General features: G+C 73.8%; 13 protein-coding genes. 11 read left to right on the top strand and 2 right to left on the bottom strand.

Annotated features, from left to right (window positions below):
- Nucleotides 1-122 precede the first annotated feature (122 nt).
- Together RI138_RS03580 and RI138_RS03575 are read right to left on the bottom strand one after the other, a co-directional pair.
- Nucleotides 123-2,027: an AAA family ATPase gene (locus tag RI138_RS03580; RefSeq protein ID WP_311122799.1), complete on the bottom strand. Its 1,905-nt coding sequence runs from the start codon at nt 2,025-2,027 to the stop codon at nt 123-125.
- A 359-nt stretch (nt 2,028-2,386) separates the two neighbouring features.
- Nucleotides 2,387-3,016, bottom strand: coding sequence for a uridine kinase family protein (locus RI138_RS03575; protein WP_311118734.1), 630 nt, complete (start codon nt 3,014-3,016; stop codon nt 2,387-2,389).
- A gap of 209 nt (nt 3,017-3,225) precedes the next feature.
- On the opposite strand from RI138_RS03575, the gene RI138_RS03570 reads away from it, so the two are divergent.
- From RI138_RS03570 to RI138_RS03520, 11 genes are all read left to right on the top strand, one after another.
- Nucleotides 3,226-4,590 carry a peptidase C39 family protein gene (locus RI138_RS03570; RefSeq protein WP_311118733.1) on the top strand — a complete coding sequence of 455 codons (1,365 nt, stop codon included), beginning with the start codon at nt 3,226-3,228 and terminating at the stop codon, nt 4,588-4,590.
- A gap of 151 nt (nt 4,591-4,741) precedes the next feature.
- Entirely contained in the window at nt 4,742-7,564 is a 2,823-nt protein-coding gene (locus RI138_RS03565) for an AfsR/SARP family transcriptional regulator (protein WP_311118732.1), read from the top strand.
- 74 nt (nt 7,565-7,638) lie between these two features.
- Nucleotides 7,639-7,977, top strand: coding sequence for an aliphatic sulfonate ABC transporter substrate-binding protein (locus tag RI138_RS03560; protein WP_096631439.1), 339 nt, complete (start codon nt 7,639-7,641; stop codon nt 7,975-7,977).
- 43 nt (nt 7,978-8,020) lie between these two features.
- Complete coding sequence (locus RI138_RS03555; RefSeq protein WP_096631441.1) at nt 8,021-8,317, top strand: hypothetical protein; 297 nt, start codon at nt 8,021-8,023, stop codon at nt 8,315-8,317.
- A 47-nt stretch (nt 8,318-8,364) separates the two neighbouring features.
- Nucleotides 8,365-8,712, top strand: coding sequence for a hypothetical protein (locus RI138_RS03550; protein WP_096631442.1), 348 nt, complete (start codon nt 8,365-8,367; stop codon nt 8,710-8,712).
- Nucleotides 8,713-8,715: 3 nt separating this feature from the next.
- Complete coding sequence (locus tag RI138_RS03545; RefSeq protein WP_311118731.1) at nt 8,716-10,068, top strand: hypothetical protein; 1,353 nt, start codon at nt 8,716-8,718, stop codon at nt 10,066-10,068.
- Nucleotides 10,069-10,134: 66 nt separating this feature from the next.
- On the top strand, nt 10,135-10,485 hold the full coding sequence (locus RI138_RS03540) for a hypothetical protein (protein WP_096633056.1): 351 nt from the start codon (nt 10,135-10,137) through the stop codon (nt 10,483-10,485).
- 57 nt (nt 10,486-10,542) lie between these two features.
- A complete protein-coding gene (locus RI138_RS03535; RefSeq protein WP_311118730.1) occupies nt 10,543-12,963 on the top strand; it encodes a TPR repeat region-containing protein in 2,421 nt (806 codons plus the stop codon).
- A gap of 3 nt (nt 12,964-12,966) precedes the next feature.
- Nucleotides 12,967-16,986: a type VII secretion protein EccCa gene (eccCa, locus tag RI138_RS03530; protein ID WP_311118729.1), complete on the top strand. Its 4,020-nt coding sequence runs from the start codon at nt 12,967-12,969 to the stop codon at nt 16,984-16,986.
- 74 nt (nt 16,987-17,060) lie between these two features.
- Nucleotides 17,061-18,590: a type VII secretion integral membrane protein EccD gene (gene eccD / locus RI138_RS03525; protein ID WP_311118728.1), complete on the top strand. Its 1,530-nt coding sequence runs from the start codon at nt 17,061-17,063 to the stop codon at nt 18,588-18,590.
- Complete coding sequence (locus RI138_RS03520; RefSeq protein ID WP_311118727.1) at nt 18,587-19,972, top strand: S8 family serine peptidase; 1,386 nt, start codon at nt 18,587-18,589, stop codon at nt 19,970-19,972. The genes eccD and RI138_RS03520 overlap by 4 nt, the downstream gene beginning before the upstream one ends.
- Nucleotides 19,973-19,978 lie beyond the last annotated feature (6 nt).

Here is a 19,978-nt window from a genome sequence, read left to right as displayed (position 1 = left end):
CGGGCCGGGATCTTCCGGGCCCGCCCCGCTCGCGTACGGGACCCGGGCGAGCGCGCCCCGGTCCGCGCCCCGTCACACCCCGTCTCGACCCCTGCCGCCCGCGGCCCCCGGCCCGCGTACCGTCACACCCCGCCGGGCTCCTGCCGCCCGCGGCCCACCGGTCCGCGCCCCGACAGCACCTCGCCGTACGCCTGCATCAGGTCCGGCAGCCGCAGCGTCGACAGATCCTCCCGGGACAGCTCGCCCGGGTAGCCGGAGAGCCGCAGATCGCGGTAGGCGCAGCTCTTCTCGTACAGCGTCCGCAGGAAGCGCCCGTTGCCCAGCTCGTCGATCCACCCCTGGTCCACCACATGGCCGCTGATGGAGCGCAGCTCGTCCACCGCCTCCTCGTCCCACACGTCGTCGTTCTCGGCGGCCAGAACGCCCCCGATCGCGGTGAGTTCGAGCGGGCGGTAGCTGGGGAAGTCGACCCGGCTGGTGAAGCGCGAGGACAGCCCCGGGTTGGCGGCGAGCAGCCGGTCCATGCCCTCCGGGTAACCCGCGAGGATGACGACGAGATGGTCCCGGTTGTCCTCGGCCCGCTTGAGGAGGACCTGAAGCGCCTCGTCCCCGTACGCATCGCCCTTGCTGTAACCGGAGTTGGCCAGGCTGTACGCCTCGTCCACGAAGAGCACCCCGCCGAGGGCCGAGTCGATCAATTCGTTGGCCTTCACCGCCGTCTGCCCCAGGAACTCCCCGACCAGATCGGAGCGCTGGGCCTCGACCAGATGATCGCCCCCGAGCAGCCCGAGAGCGTAGAAGACCCGGCCCAGGATGCGGGCCACCGTCGTCTTGCCGGTGCCGGAAGGTCCGGAGAAGACGAAATGGCGCTTCGGCGGCTGGACGGGAAGCCCCTGCTCGGCCCGGCGCCGGGCCATGTTCAACTGCGCCGACAACGCCTTGACCTGCCGCTTGACCGGTTCGAGCCCGACCATGCGCTCCAGTTGGGCCAGCGCCTCGGACAGCAGGGCGGGATCGCTGGGGCGGGCCGGGAAGGCGGGCGGCTTACCGGCCCCCTTGCGGCGTACGCTCTCGACGCGCGCGGGCGCAGCGGGCGCCGGCTCGTCGTCGAGCAGCCCGGCCTCCCCGACCGGCCACGGCTCCCGCCCGTCCACCAGATCGGTGCCGAGCAATGCGTCGCCCTCCGGCTGAGCCTCCGCCCCCGAACCCTCCGAACCGAAGCCGGACAGGGTCACGGCGGCCAGATCCGCCGATTCGTCGTAGCCGTCTCCCTCGGAGATCGCGGCCAGCCGGGCGGAGGTGTCCATGAAGGCCGGGTCCACCCGGTGCACCGCCCGGTACAGCGGCAGGGCCGCCGCGCTGCGGCCGGTGCCCTCGTGGGCCCGCGCCAGCCAGTAGCGCAGCTCCTTGCGCTGCGGCTGCTCGCTGCGGCAGCGCATCAGGGCCGCCGACAGCAGCGGCTCCGCCTGCCCGTACATCTCCAGCCGCACCCGGGCCATACCGCCGAAGAGACCCGCCTCGATGCCGAGCATCGGATCGTCCACGAGCGGCTCGGTGCAGCGCACCAACTGCTCCCAGTCCTTGACCAGATAGGAGCGGCAGGCATGCAGGAACCGCACCTGCGGGTCCGCGTCCACCGGCGGGAGTCCGGCCAACGCCCGGTCCAGCTCCGGCACATGGCGGCCGTCCAGCCAGTGCGAGGCGTGGGCGAGCAGCAGGTCGCGCGGGCTCTCCAGCACCGGCTGCACCCACCAGCCCAGCCAGTACCAGGAGTTGAGCGTACGGCGGTGGCGTGCGCGCTGTTCGCCGAAGCGGTCGCGGTGCCGGTACATGCGTAAGAGGGCCGTGGTGGTGTCGATGCGCAGCGCATGGAGGCCGAGCCAGCCGTCCGCCATGCCCGGATCGAACCGCACCGCGGCCCTGAACTCCTCCTCGGCCTGCGGATACGCGCCCATCGTGTAGGCGTCCATGCCGCGCAGCCAGGCGAGGTCGGCGGGGGCCTGTGCGCCCTGTGTGCCGATGTCCATCAGGTCCCCCACAAACCGTGCCCCCAGGATGTCCCGCCCGCACAGCATGCCCACCGAAGCGTGCTGAATCACTGCGCGAGGGTAGGGAATTGACCACACCGAGGTGCATCGTACCTGCGCACGGGGGAGGCGGCCGCTGGATGGCCGACCTGCCAGGGTGGTGACCGAGGGTGAGTGCATCGCTCTGCGTGGTCGCCGGAACGGCGGCACGAGCACAGGACGAAGCCCCCGATCACGGGGGAACAACCGGGGGCTTCGCGTCTGCGGGGGCTCCGAAAAGCCGCACATTGAGAACGTAAGACCAGTAAGGGCCCCCGGTCAAGCAGAGCTGGGGCACTTCCGGGACGTTTTCCGACGGCTCAGGAGGGCGGGGCGTCGCGGCTACTCCGGGTGACGGAATGGTTCGCCGCTGCTGTCGAGCCCGGCCCCTCCAGCCACGCATATCCCTCGGACAACTGGCGTACCAGCGCATCGGCGTACGGGCGTGAGGGGTCGTCGGTGAAATGCCGCTCCTCGGCCGACGTCCACCCGTCCCAGAACTCCGTGAGCCCGGCGCCGTCGCGCCGCCGCCCCCGCCCCCAGGACGTCTTCCGGTCCAGCTCCATCCAGTACAGCGCCGCCAGCCACGGGCGCACCGCGCGGCGCCCCGCCCCGACACCCTCGATCAGCACCACCGGGGCCGGCTCCAGGGTCCGCGCCGGGCCGAAGCGCCGGCGGTTCCAGTCGTACGGGGCGTACCGGGCGCTCTCGCCGCGCGCGAGCGGCAGCAGCACCTGGTCCCGCAGCCGCCCCGTCCAGCCGAACAGCTCCTCGTGGGTGGCGAGATCGTCCAGATGGAGGACGGGTGCACCGCCCAGCGCCGCCGCGAGACGGGCCGTGAAGGTGCTCTTGCCCGACCCGGCGTGCCCGTCGACCGCGACGAGCCGCACGGGCCCGCAGGAAGGGGGCAGCGAGCGCAGGCCATCGGCGTGGCGGGCCAGGTCGTCCATGGCTCCAGGGTACGGTCCCGCTCGAAGGCGCCCGGGACCCGCCGCAGGTCACACCGTGGTCCGGACCCGGACCATGCCAGTGGTCCAGGCCCATGCCGGTTCGGCGGTCCCTGCCGAACCGCTGGCCCGACCCGGTCCGGAACCGGGATAGTTGGCGCACCGAACGGCATCCGCAGCCCCACTCCCACCCACGACCGGGGGTCACGACCATGACCAGTCCGACGTCCCGCAGAACCGTCCTCGGCGCCGCGCTCGCGGCAGCGGCCACCACCGGCGCGGTGGCCGGGGCCGCCCGGGCCGCCGCCCCTGCCGGGCCCGCTGCCCGGCCCGCCCCCTCCCGGGTGCCGCTCGTGGACACCCGCTTCTGGCGCACGTACACCGACTGGCGCTGCGGCGCGGGCGACGGAACCCGGGTGCTCCCCGGCGCCCGCCCCGGCCTGGTGATCGCCACCCCGGCGGGCCGCACCGACTACACCGACCCGCACACCGGGGAGTCGGCCGCCTGGGACTACGCCACCTGGACCTCGCCCGTCCACCGCTCCTCCGTCCCCGCCACCGAAGTGATCGCCTCCTGGAACGCGCGCACCCCTGCGGGCACCTGGCTCCAGATCGAGCTGAGCGGCGCCTACGCGGACGGCACCGCGACCCCCTGGTTCGTGATGGGGCGCTGGGCGGGCTCAGACGGTGACATCCGCCGTACGTCGGTCGGCGGCCAGGGGGACCCGTACAGCTCCGTCTGGACGGACACCTTCTCGGTTGACGATCCCGCGAGCGGCATCCGCCTGGTCTCCTACCGGCTGCGGCTCACCCTGTACCGCGCCCCGGGCAGCCGCCTCACCCCGACCGTCTGGCGGGCCGGCGCGATGGCCTCCGACGTGCCCGACCGCTTCACGGTGCCCGCCACCACCCCTTCGCTCGCCCGCGAACTGGCCGTCCCGCGCTACTCCCAGAACGTCCACATCGGGCAGTACCCGGAGTACGACAACGGCGGAGAGGCCTGGTGCAGCCCCACCTCCTCGCAGATGATCATCGAATACTGGGGCCGGAGGCCCACCGCCGAGGACCTCGCGTGGGTGAGGCCGGGCCTCCCCGACCCCCAGGTCTGCCACGCCGCCCGGTACACCTACGACTACGAGTACGGCGGCTGCGGCAACTGGCCCTTCAACGCCGCCTACGCCGCCACGTACCGCGACCTGAACGCCGTCGTCACCCGGCTCGGCTCACTCGCCGACGTCGAGAAGCTGATCGCCGCCAAAATCCCCGTCATCACCTCCCAGTCCTTCCTTGAGGAGGAACTGACCGGCGCCGGATACGGAACCTCCGGACATCTGATGACGGTGATCGGCTTCACCGCCGTCGGAGATGTGATCGCCAACGACCCCGCGTCCCCCGACAACGACGCCGTACGCCGCGTCTATCGGCGGCGCGAGTTTGAGAACATCTGGCTGCGTACGAAGAGGTACGACGCGAACGGGCAGGTCAGAAGCGGTACGGGCGGAGTCTGTTACGTCTACTGGCCCGAGCGGCCGATGCCGGGGCAGCGGCGTGTCCTGCGGTCGCTCGGACTCCTGTGAGCTGACCCGGGCGAGCCGTCCCGCCAACCGGAACCGCGGTTTTCGCCGACCGCGACAGTTGCGTAGAGTTGACGAACCCGGTGCGGGGGGGGGCAGCGCACTGCCCGCTCGGGCGGGTGCGCGGACGACCGGTGACGGCAGAGGGGGCAGCGTGCAGTTTCGCGTTCTGGGGCCGGTGGAGGCCGTGGACCACCGGAGCGAACCGCTGCCGGTGTCCGCCCCGATGCTGCGCGCGCTCCTGGCCGCCCTGATACTGCGGGCCGGGCGTCCGGTCCCGGCCGAGGAGCTGGCCGACCAGCTGTGGGGGGAACAGCTTCCCGCCAACGTCCGTACCACCCTGCGCAATTACGTCATGCGGCTGCGCAGGGCGCTGCCCGGCGAGCGTATCCGTACCGTGCCGGGCGGCTACCTGCTGGTCGCCGAGCCCGAGGAGACCGACCTCGGCCGCTTCCGCTCCCTCGTCCTGCGGGCGAGGGAGCTCGCGCCCCGGGAGACCGAAGAGGCTGTGACCCTGCTCCGGGAGGCGCTGTCCCTGTGGCGCGGGGCACCCCTGGCCGACCTGCCCGACCTGCCGTTGCGCGCCGCTCAGCGGCCGCGCCTGGAGGAACTGCACCTCAGCGCCACCGAGGAGTGCTACGAACTCGAACTGGCCCTGGGGCGCCACGAGACGCTGGTCGACGAGCTGAGCGCGGCCGCCCGGCGGCACCGGCTGCGCGAGCGGCTGACCCGGCTCCTCATGCTCGCCCTCCACCGCTGCGGCCGTACGGCCGAGGCGCTCGCCGTCTACCAGGAGGTGCGCCGGGAACTGGTCGCCGAACTGGCCATCGAACCCGGCGCGGAGACCCGGGCGCTGGAGCAGGCCATCCTGCGCGACGACCCGTCCCTCGCCCTGCCCTCCCGCGGCGCCGCACCGGTCCGGCCGCGCGCCGGACGCACCCACAGCTCCTTCCCGCCCGTCCCATCCGTCTTCGTCGGCCGGGACGGCGAACTGGCCCGGCTCCGCGGCCAGTTGTCGCACTCCGCCGCTGCGCCCACGGTCTGCCTCATCGACGGGCCCGGCGGCGTCGGCAAGTCGGCGCTCGCCCTGCGGGCCGCGCACGACGTCTCCGCCCGCTTCCCCGACGGACTGCTCTACGTGGACCTGCGCGGGGCCGACCCCCAGCGGTCGCCGCTCGCCACCGAGGACGCCGCACACGCGCTGCTGAGCGGACTCGGCGCCACCGCCGAGGAGTTGCCCGACGACCCGGCGGCACTGCTTGAGCGCTACCACGCCGAACTGGCCGGGCGCCGCCTCCTGCTCGTCCTCGACAACGCCGTGGGCACCGGCCAGGTCGCGCCCCTGCTGCCCGTCGAACCGGGCAGCGCCGTCCTGGTGACCAGCCGCACCCTCCTCACCGGCATCGAACAGGCCCGCCACCTCCACCTGGAGGTCCTGACGGCCGCCGACGCCGTCACCCTCATCCGTACCGTCTCCGGGGCCCCCGCCGAACCCGGCGACCAGGCCCACTGGGAGGAACTGGCCCGGCTCTGCGGCCGGCTCCCGCTGGCCCTGCGGATCATCGCGACCCGCCTGGCTTCCCGGCCGCGCTGGTCGGCCGCCGACTGGGCCGACCAACTCCGCGACGAGCGCGGCAGGTTGGCTGAACTCGTCACCAGCGACCTGGATGCCCGGGCCAGCCTGCTGCTCAGCATCGAGCAACTAGCCAAGGGCGACGAGGCCGACCGACGGGCCGCGGAACTCTTCCCGCTGCTGGGCACGGCCGCGATCACGAGCTACGGGGCACACACCGCGGCCGCCCTCGGCGCCCACACCGCGGGGGAGGCCCGGGACGCGCTGGAGCGGCTGACCGACGCCCAGATCGCCACCAGCCCCCGGCCGGGCGCCTACCAGCTGCACGACCTCGTCCGGACGGCCGCCGTCGGCCAGGCGGCCCTGCTGCCGCGCGCCCGCGGCCGCGCCGCCCTGGAGGGCCTGGCGGCCTGGTATCTCGGGAGCCTCTACCAGCTGAACGGACCCCTGCGCGTCGTCAGGTTCGACCGCGCCGAGGACGGCATCGCCCGCTTCCCCCGGGGACTGCGCTTCGAGCGGGCCGACGAGGCGCTGGCCTGGGTGGACGGCGCCATGGAGGACGTCGTCGCCCTCACCGACCAGCTGTCGGACGCCGCCTTCGACGACGCGCCGCCCGCCCTGGCCGACTTCACGCTGGAAGCCTGCCGCGCCCTGGAGACCTACTTCACCTTCCGGCTGCGCTGGCGTCCCCAGGAGCACCTGTGCGAGGCCCTGCTGCGGATCGGGGAGCGCCGCGGCGACACCTGGTCCCGGGCCGTGGCGCTGGGCCAGCTCGGGAAGATCGCCGGCCAGCGCGACGACGGGGCCAGGGGCGAGGTGCTCCTGCGCGAGGCCATGGCCCTGTTCGCGAAGCTGGGCGCGTGGGACGAGGCGACCAACGCCCGGCACAACCTCGTCCCCTGCCTCGCGCTGAGCGGCCGCCTGGACGAGGCGATCCGGGAAGCACGGGAGCTGTACGACGACCTCCACGCCCGCCCGGTCCCCGGCCGCATGCTGCCGTCGCTCGCCAACAACCTGGCGCGCTGTCTGCGGATGCAGGGCCGCCAGGGCGAGGCGATCGAACTGCTCCAGGAGGCGTACACCGCCTCGCCCATCGACTACCACCTGGCCGGTTCCATCGCCGCCGTCCTCGGCGAGTGCCACCTGGAGAACGGCGAGTGGGAGGAAGCGGTCCACTGGGCCGGCCGCGGCCTCACCCACGCCGCGGAGGAACTCTTCGACAGCTACCAGGTGGCCGGGATGCACACCACCCTCAGCACCGCGCTGCTCCGCCTGGGCCGCCACGAGGAGGCCCAGGCGGCGAACGCCCGCGCGAGCCGCCTGCTGCACGAGCTCAACGAACGGGAGGCCGCGTCCCTCTCCATGCGGACCAGGGCCCACGCCCCCGCCCCGGACGGCGGCTGATACGCAGCTGATACGCCCCTTTCCTACGCTGTCGGTACCGCGTGCGATCAGTACGACAGGCAAGGGGAGGCCGCATGAGCGGGAACGAGTTCGACGTCAACGTCAGTACCGGGCGGCTCAAGGAGATCGAGGGCATCGTCATGGACGCCTTCGACCGCATGGCCCAGTCCGCCAAGACGGTCGGCAGCCAGGGCGAGCAGATCGGCCTGGCCTATCAGGGCTCGGGCACCGCGACCGCGATGGACACCTACGCGAACCTCGCGGGGGCGGGCACGGCGCTCAGCGACGCCCTGGAGGGCCTCAAGGACGACCTCGGCCTCACCGGCGAAGTCGGCCACGACACGGACGACGCGGCACGGCAGACCATGAGCGGGGCCAACGGCGTCAGCAGCGGCGTGACCGCCGGCATGTGACGCGCGCCGCGACGAGCTCAACCACCACGAGGGGACAAGTCAGATGGGGCACTACCGGTTCCAGGACCTGGGCATGGCGGATGTCCAGCGCGTCGGAACACTCCAGGTCGAGGAGTGCAACGAGATCTGGAGCGACGTGATGACGCAGATCGGCGCACTCTTCCCGGACGGGGACATCGACGCGGGTCTCGCGGGCGTCCTGAGCGAACGCAACGAGAAGTACCAGCGGGATGTGCAGAGTTACGTGGACGACCTCGGGCTCCAGAACACGGCGGTCGGCCGGACCCGGGAGATCGCGGCCGACGGTGGCGAGGCCATGCGCCGGGCCGCGAGTCTCTGAGACGGGCCGAGCAGGGGCACCGGGTACAGAGGAAGGAACAGCGGGACATGGGTGCGGGGGACACCGAGCACCACAACTCCGACGAGCTCTACAACGTACAGAACCGCACCGGCGACCTGGACGGACTCGGGCAGATGCGCTCGCGTTTCGTCGAGATCGCCTCGGTGGACGGGGTGTTCGGCACGGTGGCCAACGGCGCGGCGGCCGAAGCGGCGCTGGCCGGGGCCGCCTCCGCGATGCTCGCCGAGCTGGAACGCGCGGGCATCTCGGTGGACAACATCGCGGGGAACGCCGGCACGGCAGGGGAGATCGCCGACATGACGGACGAGGAAGCGGCGTTCCAGCAGAAGCTGGCCCAGAGCTCGGGCGGCGGCCAGTTCCAGGAGGTGCGGTGAGCGATGGCTGACGACTTCCGGGAGACCGCGCGAACGGTCTACAGCCCCAGCGAGTACGGGATGCGGGCGGCGGCCGGGGCCTGGCTGGCGCTGGCCGGCGCCGCCACCCGCAGCAAGGACACGCTGCGGGGGATCGCCGGGGACGCCGAGGCCGAACCGGGTGTGGGCCTGCTGGAGCTGGCCGACCGGCTCACCGCCGTCGGAGGCTGGGGGGACGGCGCGAGCGCCGTGGCCGCCGCCATCGCCGGACAGCTCCAGACGGCCGCCGACTCCACGTCCGCCACCGTCGAGCGCGTCATGGAGCTGGAGGACCGCTACGACGAGCAGGAGCGGCTGCGCAACGAGAAGACGCAAGCCGATGTGATGACCGCGGCGTCCATGCACCAGGATCGCATGGGCGAACTGACCGATGCCGCCCGCAAGGAGCTGGCGGCGCTGGACGCCGTCTACGCCAGGGTGACCGGAGGCAACGCCCCGGCCGCGCCGGACGTGGGTTCGGCCGGCGGGGGAGGGCCGACCCGCACCTACGGGGGTGGGGCGGGCGGCCCGGGGGCGGAGGCGGGCGGCGGTGCGCAGCAGGCCGCCTACGCCACCGCCCCCAACGGCAGCCGGGTCGGCATGGGCGACTACCCCTACTCCGGCGTCATCGGCCCGGACGGCGGGGACTTCGCGGGCTGGGTGCGCTCACCGAACACCGGGTTCCTCGTGGACCCCGCCACCGGGCGGGAGTTCGACCCGTCCTCCGGACGTTGGATCGACCCGGTCACCGGGCGGCCCTTCGGCGAGGTCACCGAGTACGCCACCCGTCTCGCGGGACTGACCGGCGGCCCGACCGGCCTGGTCGGCGGCCCCGGCCTGGCGCCCACCGCCCTCGCGGGCGGCGCCGGCGCTGCCGTCTTCGCCGGCATGTACGGGGGCGCCATGCCGCCCAGCATCGCCCACGCGGGCCCGGCCCAGGGCCAGGTGGCCCGCCAGGCCGCACACCAGCTCGACCGGCGGGCCGGGGTCGCCGGACGGATGGCGATGCGAGAGGCGGCGCAGGGCGGGCGACCCTACCTGCCGCCGCCCGGCGCCCACGGCTCCGGCGCGGCCGGTGCCCGGGGCGGCGGCCCGGCAGCCGCCCGCCGACCCGCGATGACCGCGTCGGCGGGCACCTGGCGGGGCCGGACCGCCGACGCGGGCGCCCGCCACCGGCTCACCGGTACGCCCGCCGCCCCGCCGCCCGCCGCCGCGGCCCGGGGCACGCTGGGCCGCCCGGACCGCACCGGCCGTCCCGGCGCCCCCACCGATCTGACCGAGGACCCCGAGGTCTGGCGGCGGCGCGGCCGGGCCACCGGCGGTGTGCTCGGCGAGTGAGCTGACAGCACCCCCCCAGGGGGGTGTCTCGACCCGTGACGGACGACGCCCGACAGGAGTAGACCGGTGAGCGACGAAGGCGATCTGGAGTACCTGCCCGAAGAGTTCCGGACCAGCGCCCGGCACAACCGCGAGGCCGCCGACGGCGCGGACAGCCTGTCCCGCCGCCTGGCCAACACCACGGCCACGTCCGGCGAGTTCGGCGGTACCCGCGCCGCCTCCTACACGGCGGGCCTCAACCAAGGCACCACCGACCGCACCCGGCGCACCCGCCGGGCCCAGGAGGACCGCGACGTCATCGGCCACGGCGGCGCGACGACGGCGGACCTCGGCGAGGACACCGACATCCGGGCCCGTACGGCGCTGCAGACTCCCGCTGACGCGGCTGTGGTGCGGGCGGTCGCGGACGGCATGTAGCCGACCCCGGCCCCCACGCCTCCTCTTCCCACTCTCCTCCCACGCTCAGGAAAAGCCGTGTCTGGATTCACCATCACCCGCGCCATGCTCGTCGAGGCGGCGGGCTGCGACCCCTACAAGCTGCGGACGGATTTCAAGAAGGACACGGACCCCGAGGCGGTCGACGCCCTCGCGTCGATCTTCAAGAACGGCGCCGAGGAGGCCGCCGAGACCGGCTCGGTGTCCCAGTACGCCTCCGACCTGGAGCAACGGGCGGGCACCCGGGGCTCCAACGCCATCTACGAGGACGGCGCAGCCCACCTGGAGCAGACCTACGACGACCTCGGCGAGGCCGGGCTGCGCGTTGTCTCCACCACTCTCGGCGAGATCAAGGAGGAGATGGAGGCCACCCGCACGTACGTGGACGACTCCATCGTCGGGGAGATGGGTCTTGAGTACTGGCGGGAGTGGTACGCGGGGCAGGCGAACGAGGAGATCGAGTCCCTTGAGGACGACCTGAACAGCCTGGACCCCGAATCCCGCTACTCGTGGTCCGGGCACGGCGAGAGCCACACCAGCGAGGTGGAGGCCTTCCCCCGCGCCAACGTCCGCTCCATCATCGAGAACGCCTACACCGATCGGGCCGGGAAGTACGGCGCCGACGTGTACGACCGGATGACGGACGAACTCGACGACTACTACGGCTTCCTGAGCAACCGCGAGGACCGGTTGGCCGAGGACGGCTACGACACCGGCAGCACACCGCTGGACCTGTGGTACTCGGAGGGCAGGGCGGAGTACGAGGGGGAGCAGCTCGCGCTGGAGCTGGAGAGGGAGAACCCCGATCCGGCCGCCGTGTCCCGTTACACCCAGGGCCTGGAGGACGCCATGGGCGGCGTCCTGGACGAGAACGGCGAGATGGCCGTCGACCCCGAGCAGCTCACGGAGGAGCAGCTCGCCTACCTGACCGGCTTCTACGACTCCCTGGGTTCGGAGGGGCTGGCGGCGCTCGGCGAGCTGGAGTCCGATCCGAACCGCGACGGCCCCGCCGCGGCCGAGGCCATCCGGACGGCTCAGCGCGCCGCCGCCAACGGCATCAACGTCATGACCAACCCCGAGGTCGGCGGCCTCGACACCCACCAGCCGTCGCACTTCGACCGGCTTCCCGAGCCGATCGCCGCCATGGTCCGGGATCCGGACGACATCGTGAACAGGCCGTTCGAGGAGCAGATCGAGCACTACCGGCTCTTCGACGGCTTCGGCGACCTGATGGGGAACGCCACGGCACGGGCGGGCACCGGCTTCAGTCAGGACCTGGCGTACGCCGCCCTGTGGGCCGAGAACGGGGTCGACCTGGTCAGCAGCCAGGCAGGGGCCGGGGACCTGGAGATGTCGGGTGCGAGCGCGGCCCTGCGCTCGGTGGCCCTGAACGATGTGGCCTCCGCGACCCTCATCAACGACGACTACTTCCGCGAGTGGATGCTGAGCGCCAGCTGGGAGGACCCCGGCGCGGCGGGCGACCTCATCCGCTCCGCGACCCTGCCCGCCGAGGGCGAGGACCCCAGGGGCGACCAGCGGCGTGCCGCCTTCAACCTGCTCGACTCCATCGCCCGGGGGCAGGACACCCTGTCGTCGCTGGCGGACCTGGAGGGCAATCCCTACGGGGCGGCCACCGCGGACATGCAGGCCGCCGTCAAGGACGTGTCGCTCGGCTACCTCGACTACCTCACCGAGGTGTCGGGCCGCCAGAACGGCGACAACTCCCTGACCTACAGCTACTTCGACGAGGAGGGGAACCAGTTCCGGCTCAGCGCCGACCACCGGCACGAACTCTTCATGTACCTCGGCAAGTCGGAACAGAGTGTGCTCAACCAGTGGGAGACGGGCCTGGAGACCTACTACACCGTACGGGCGGCGGACGCCTTCGGCGAGGGGTCGAGCGAGTCCGACCGTCAACGGATCCTCGGCGACCTCGGTGCCCTGGACGGTGCCGTCGCCGGTGCGTACGACCAGATCGTCGTGGACGTCCAGGACGACGAGGACAAGGCGGCCGAGCAGCGCGCGAAGCAGAGGCTCGCGGCGGCGACGGCGATCACCGGCGTGGGTGCCGCCGTGGCCACCGGGGGTGCCGCGACCACCAGTTGGGGTCTCGCCGCCGCAGGGGTGGGCGCCGCCGGATCGCTGGCCCAGAACAACCCCGAGGCCCCCGCGCTCGCGGCCGACCTGAACTACGACAGCGCCGTCGTCGGCGACTGGTCGCTGCGCAGGACGGTGGCCGAAGCGGCCATCGGAGCCGGGTACGGCTCCGAGGAACTGGCCGACTACTACGACGGCCGGTCCATCGACGAGGCCGACGGCGAAGGGAACCCGGCCATGGTGGACATCGACCACTCGGATCTCCAGGACGTCCTCGACACCGTCGAGGCGACCTACACCGATTCCGCCGGGAAACTCGGCGAGGCGTACTCGTCCAACCGCCGGGCCTCCGGGACGTCCTGACCCATGACCACCACCCCCGGCCCCACCGCCGCCTTCCGCCGCCCCGCCCGCGCCCAGCAGCCCAGCCTGCCGTCCGGCGACGTCGTCCTCAAGGCGCCGCCGCAACTCCCGCAGCCCGACCAGAACAACAACGTCTGGCTCACCGCCCTGCCCGCGCTGTCCGGGCTCGGGTCCGTCCTCTACATGCTGACCATGGGGCGCGGGCCGATCGGGTACATCGTCGGCACGATGTTCCTCGTCTCCTCCGTGGCCATGGTCGTCGGCTCGCTCATGCGGCAGCGCGGCCAGACCAAGGGACAGGCGCAGAACCAGCGGCGGGACTACCTCCGCTATCTGGAGCGGACCCGGTCCGAGGTGCGGCGCACCGCGCTGGCCCAGCGCACGGCTCTGCTGTGGGGCGCTCCCGCCCCCGGCACGCTGTGGGGGATCGTGGCAGGGCGACGGCTGTGGGAGCGGCGCGCGGGGGACGAGGACTTCGGGGTCGTCCGGATCGGTACCGGCGCCCGCTATCTGGCCACCCCGCTCGTGCCCGGTGAGTCCGCCCCGGTCGAGGACCTGGACCCGGTCGCGGCCGTCGCGCTCAAGCGGTTCGTCAACACGCACTCCGTCGTACCGGAGCTGCCGGTGCAACTGGCGCTGCGCCGCTTCGCCTGTCTGTCCCTGGAGGGCGAGGCCGAGGAGGCCCGGGCCCTGGCGCGGGCCGTCGTCGCGCAGGCCGTCACCTTCCACGCCCCGCGCGACCTGCGGGTCCTGGTGTGCACCGCGGACCCGGAGGGCGCGGACTGGAGCTGGGTCAAGTGGCTGCCGCACGCCCACCACCCGGAGGACGTGGACCACGCCGGGCCGGTGCGGCTCGTGCACACCTCGCTGGCCGGTCTTGAGGACCTGCTGGGCGCCGAACTCGCCCGACGCACCCGCTTCCATCGCGACGCCGAACCCGACCCGGAGCTGCCGCACCTGCTCGTCGTGCTCGACGGCGGACTGGCCCTGGGGGCGGAGGCCCTGATCGACCCGGACGGCCTGCACGGCACCACCGTCCTGGACCTCTCAGGGCGGGCCGCACCGCTCGGGGACGCCCACGGACTGGCCCTGACGACCGCGGACGGCGTCCTGCGGGTGCGCAGCGGTGAGGCGTACGACGAACTCGGCGCGGCGGACGCGCTCTCCGTCGCCGAGGCCGAGGCGCTGGCCCAGCAGCTCGCCGGGTTCCGGCTGGACGCCAAGACCGTACAGACCGAGGACCTGGACACCGCCGACACCACCCTGCCCGGCCTCATCGGCGTACGGGACGCGGGCCGGCTCGACCTGGCCGAGCTGTGGCGGCCGCGGCCCCTGCGGGACCGGCTGCGGGTTCCCATCGGCCTGGCCGCCGACGGGGGCGTCCTCGACCTGGACATCAAGGAGTCGGCGCAGAACGGCATGGGGCCGCACGGGCTCCTCGTCGGCGCCACCGGTTCCGGCAAGTCCGAGCTGCTGCGCACCCTCGTCCTCGCCATGGCGGCCACCCACTCGCCCGATCAGCTCAACCTGGTCCTGGTCGACTTCAAGGGCGGCGCTACCTTCGCCGGGATGGCCGAGCTGCCGCATGTGGCCGCCGTCATCACCAACCTGGAGGACGACCTCACCCTCGTCGACCGCATGCAGGAGGTCATGGCGGGGGAGATGAACCGGCGCCAGGAGGTCCTGCGGGACGCCGGAAACCTGGTTTCCGTGCGCGACTACGAACGGGCCCGTCAGCGGGGAGCCGATCTTCCGCCCCTGCCCAGCCTGTTCATCGTCGTCGACGAGTTCTCCGAACTCCTCGCCCAGAAACCGGATTTCGCCGAACTGTTCGTGCAGATCGGCCGGCTCGGCCGGTCGCTCGGACTCCATCTCCTGCTCGCCTCGCAGCGGTTGGACGAGGGGCGGCTGCGCGGCCTGGAGGCGCATCTGTCGTACCGGATCGGTCTGCGTACCTTCTCCGAGCAGGAGAGCCGCGCCGCGATCGGCGTCACCGACGCCCACCACCTGCCGAGCGCCCCGGGCCACGGCTATCTGCGGACCGACATGACGAGCCTCAAGCGGTTCCGGGCCGCCTACGTCTCCGGCGCCTACCGCACGGCGGGCGAGGGCAGCCCGCTCGTCCTGGGCGGCCCGGTGGACGTCCGGCCCTTCCCCGCCGGACATCTGCCCGTGCCCGCGGAGCTGCGGGAGCCCGCCGCCCCCGAACCGGTCCTGGCGGACGACGAGTTCGGGCAGGAGGAGGATCTGTCGACGACCGTGCTCGCGGTGATGACCGAGCAGATGGTGGGCCGCGGCCCCCAGGCCCACCAGGTGTGGCAGCCGCCGCTGGACGAGCCCGACAGTCTGGACGCCCTCTGCCCGGACCTGGCCGTCCGCGAGGGCCGGGGACTGGGCACGGCACCCGGCAGGCCGGTCATGGAGGCCGTCATCGGCACCGTCGACAAGCCCTACCACCAGCGCCGAGAACCGTACGCGCTGGACCTGTCGGGCGCGGGCGGGCACGTCGCCGTCGTCGGCGGACCCCGCAGCGGCAAGTCCACGGTCGTGCGCAGCCTCATCGCCTCGCTCGCCCTGCGCCACACCCCCGTCGAGGCGCAGTTCTTCTGCCTGGACTTCTCCGGCACCCTCTTTGCCCTCGGCGGCCTGCCGCACATCGGCGGAGTCGCGAGCCGACTGGACCCCGAGGCGGTCAACCGAACGGTCGCGGAGGTGCTGGAGGTCCTCGAACAGCGCGAACTGCGCTTCCGGGAACTGGGCGTGGACGCCATGGCCGACTACCGCAGACTGCGCGCCGAGGGCCGGGCCGACGACGCGTTCGGTGACGTCTTCCTCGTCATCGACGGCTGGCAGGTGCTCCGGCAGCACTTCCCCGACCTGGAGACGACGCTGATGGGCGTCGCCGGACGGATGCTGACCTTCGGCATCCACCTCGTGGTGACCGGCAACCGCTGGATGGACCTGCGCCTCGGCATGCGGGACCTCATCGGCACCAAGGTCGAGCTGAAGCTGGGCGACGCGCTGGACTCGGAGGTCGACCGCAAGCTCCAGCGCGCCGTCCCCGCCGACCGCCCGGGCCGCGGGCTGACCACCGACAAGCTGCACTTCCTGGCCGCCGTCCCCCGGCTGGACGGCCGCCACGGAGACGAGGAACTGGCCGAAGGCGTCGCCGACCTGGTGCGCCGCGTCGCCCAGGCGTGGAACGGCCCGCCCGCGCCCCGGGTGCGTATGCTGCCCGACTCCTACCCCTACACCGGGCGCCCGGCCGCAACGGGATCGTCGGCCGCGGGGGTGGTCATCGGCGTCGAGGGCACGCGGCTGGAGCCCGTCGTCTTCCGGCCCGGTGAGGACAACGGCCTCATCGCGATCGGCGACAGCGAGACCGGGAAGACCGGCCTGCTGCGCTCGGTGGCCCGGCAGGTCGTCGACACCTGGACCCCGGAGCAGGCCAAGCTCGTCGTGTTCGACTACCGGATGACGATGCTGAGTGAGTTCGACGGGCCGAGCCTGCTCGGGTACTCCACGACGCACGAGATGTCCGTGGACATCGTCACCGGGCTCGTCGAGGGCTTCCGGAAGCGGCTGCCCGGTCCCGGGGTGACGCCCGAGGAACTGCGCTCCCGCTCCTGGTGGACGGGCCCGGAGATCTATCTGATCGTCGACGACTACGACCTCGTGGCCACCTCCGCGGGCAACCCCCTGCGCCCCCTGGTGGACTTCCTGCCCCAGGCCCGCGCCGTCGGGCTGCACCTGTACGCCGCACGGCAGGCGGGCGGGGGCGCCCGGGGCAGCGGCGACCCCGTGATCAGCCGCGCCCGTGAACTCAACGTGCCCGGAGTGCTGATGAGCATCCCCAAGGACGAACCGGCCATCTGGGGCCACCGTTCGGCCAAACGCAAGAAGGGCCGGGGCCTGTTGCTGCACCGCAGGCTCGGCACTACCCCCGTCCAGCTCACCCGGCTGGACACCCCGAACCTCACCGCCCCGCTCCCGTCCTCCCCCGAAGGGGACACGCAACGATGAACACAGCAACCAACCCCGGCGCGGGCGGCCCCCAGCACACCGCTGCCCCGCGACGCCCGTCACCGTCACCGGCAGTGGCACCGACGCCCGTCCCCGGCCCGCCCGGCACCGGGCCCGCACGCTCGGGGCCCGTACATCCGGGACCTGCGGCTTCCGGGCCCGCGTCTGTCGCGCCCGCGCAGCCGGGTACCGCGCCCGCGCACGCCGTCGGCGGGGCCGAGGGCGGGGCGCCCGAGCGGGGCGCGGGCGGCTTCTGCCGGGTCGCCCTCGCCGGGCCGCGCGGTCGCGCCGACCTCGCCGTGCCCTTCGGCGTCCCCCTGGCCCGGCTGATGCCCTCGCTCGTACGTCACGCGGGCGAGGAGATCGGCCCCGACGGCGGCGTGGAGCACGGCGGCTGGGTCCTGCGGCGGGACGACGGCACCCGCCTCGACGCCGCACGCCCGCTGTCCGCGCAGAACGTCCACGAGGGCGACCTGCTCTTCCTCGCGCACGGCACCGAGGACACCACGGGCCCCCTGTACGACGACGTCGTCGAGGTCATCGCGGAGGGCGGCGCCCGGGCGCCGTGGTCCGCCACCGGCGTACGCCGTGGGGCGGCGGCCTTCGGTACGGCGGCGGCTCTCGGCGGAGCCGCCGCGCTCGCCGTGACACCGGGCGTGCTCGCGGGCGTGCTCGCCCTGGTCGCGGCCGCCCTCACGCTGGGCCTCGCCGCACTCGTCTCGCGTGCTTTCGCGGATGTCACGGCCGGTACCTACGCGGCGGTGCTGGCCGCGCCGTTCGCGGCCGTGGGCGCCGTCGTCCTGCTGGGCGGCGGCTTCGGCGCGGGCCATCTGCTGCTCGTCTGCGCCGTCGTGGCGGTGCTCGGCGCGGGCTGCCCGCTGCTGGTGGGCGGCGGAGACGGCACGTTCGCCGCACTCGTCACGGCGGGGGTGCTGGCCGCGCCCGGAGCCCTCATAGCCCTCGTCTGGTCCACCGGCCCGGTGCGGGCCGCCTCGGTCACCGCCGCGCTCGCCCTCGCCGTGACCCCGCTGCTGCCCCCGCTGGCGCTGCGCCTGGCCCACCTGCCGGGCCCCCGGCTCGCCGCCACGGCGGAGGAGCTGGAGGACCTGCCCGAGCCGCCGGAGCACGAGGCGCTGGCGAAGCGGGTTGCGGCCGCCCGTCGCCTGCTGTCGGGGCTGCTGGCCGGGGCCTGCCTCGTCACCGGGGGCGGTGCACTGGTCCTGCTGGCCTCCGGCGGGCTGTGGCCCTCGGCCCTCGCCGGGACGCTCGGGCTCCTGGCCCTGCTGCGGTCCCGCCTCTTCCGGGCCACCGCCCAGGTCGGCGCCGCCGTCGCGGCAGGCCTGGCCGTTCTGTGCGGCGCGGTGGTCTGCGTGGTGCTGCGGTTCGCGGGCGGCCCGGTGCCCCTGCTGGCCGTCCTGCTCCCGCTGTGCTTCGTCGTCGCCGTGGTCGCCTGTGCCGTAGCCGTGTTCAGCGGCCGTCGCGGCCTCAACCCCCGGCTCGCCCGCGCACTGGACAGCATCGAGACGCTCCTGCTGCTCGCCGTCGTGCCTCTTGTACTCGCCGTGTGGAACGTCTACACGGCGCTCCTGGAGCTGCGCGCATGAGGCTGCGCACGGCCGGGGCCGCCAGGGCACTCGGGGCGCTCGCCCTGCTGCTCCTGGCCGTCCCCGGCCCGTGGGGCCTCGACGGGCAGGCCGTGGCCGCGCCGAAGCCCGTGGACACGTCGTGCTCCCGGCCCCCGAAGGCGGGCGCCCCGCTGCCGGACACCCCCACGGGCCGCACCCTCGCCGACCGGCTGGGCCTCGCCCAGGCCTGGGACCTCGCCGACGGCACCGGAGTCACGGTCGCCGTCGTCGACTCCGGGGTCGACGGCCGCCATCCCGAGCTGGCGGGTGCCGTCGGCGCGGGCGCGGAGCTGGTCACCGTGCGCTCGGCCGAGGAGTTCCGCCGCCAGGTCCCGCGCGCCCCGCACCTGGACTGCGAGGGCCACGGCACCGGGGTCGCCGGGATCATCGCCGCCTCCCGGGCCGGCGAACCCCGGATCAGCGGGGTGGCGCCGGGCGCCCGCATCCACCCCGTACGGATGGTGGACGGCGTGGACCGGACGACGGCGAACACGCTGGCCGCCGGGATCGACGAGGCCGTGGCCGCCGGAGCCCGCGTGCTCAACCTGTCCTTCGCCCTGCCCGTGGACCGCGCCCCGGTCCGCAGGGCCATCGCGAGAGCGGTGGCCGCCGACGTCGTCGTGGTCGCCGCGGCGGGCAACGAGGGGACCACCGACGCGCCCATGTACCCGGCCGCCTACGACGGTGTGCTCGCGGTCGGCGCGGTGGACGCGGCGGGTGAACCCATGGAGCAGTCCAACCAGGGAAGCTGGGTCGACATCGCGGCCTACGGCGAGAACGAGATCGTCCCGGCCTCCGGCGGATCGGGATACCAGCAGGTCAGCGGTACGAGCTTCGCCGCCCCGCAGGTCGCCGGGGCCGCCGCACTCGTCCGCGCCCGCTTCCCCGGCCTCACGGCACGGGAGACGGCGGACCGGCTCACCGCGTCGGCCGCCCCGGTCGGCGTCGGCGGCGGGGACCCGCGTACGGGGGCGGGGCTCGTCGACCCGTTCGCCGCGCTGACCCACCTGGGCACCGGCGACGCGGGCCGGGACCCGGCGCTGAACGGGGCCATCCCGGTGCAGGCGCTTCCCGCGAACGAGCCCGGGCTGACGTCCCGTTCGGTCACCGCCCTGGCCTGGAGCGGCGGGCTCCTGTTCGCCGTCGTCCTCGCCCTGCTGGGCGCGCCCGTGCTGCGCCGGGCCGCCGCACGCGGCTGGCGGGCGGGCCCGGCGAGGGAGGGGAGCGCCGGTCCATCGGGGCGTGCGGGCCGGGTGCCGCCGCCCCCGAGCACCACGGAGCAGCTCGTTCCGCCGGTGCGACGACCCGAGCCGGGCCCGGGCCGGACGACCGTACGCACCCCCGCACACCCTCGATCGTGAAGGATC

Source organism: Streptomyces durocortorensis (assembly GCF_031760065.1).
In the GTDB taxonomy this organism is placed as follows: domain Bacteria; phylum Actinomycetota; class Actinomycetes; order Streptomycetales; family Streptomycetaceae; genus Streptomyces.
Note: the sequence above shows the minus strand (reverse complement) of the source record. Positions and strands in the feature narration are given on the sequence as shown.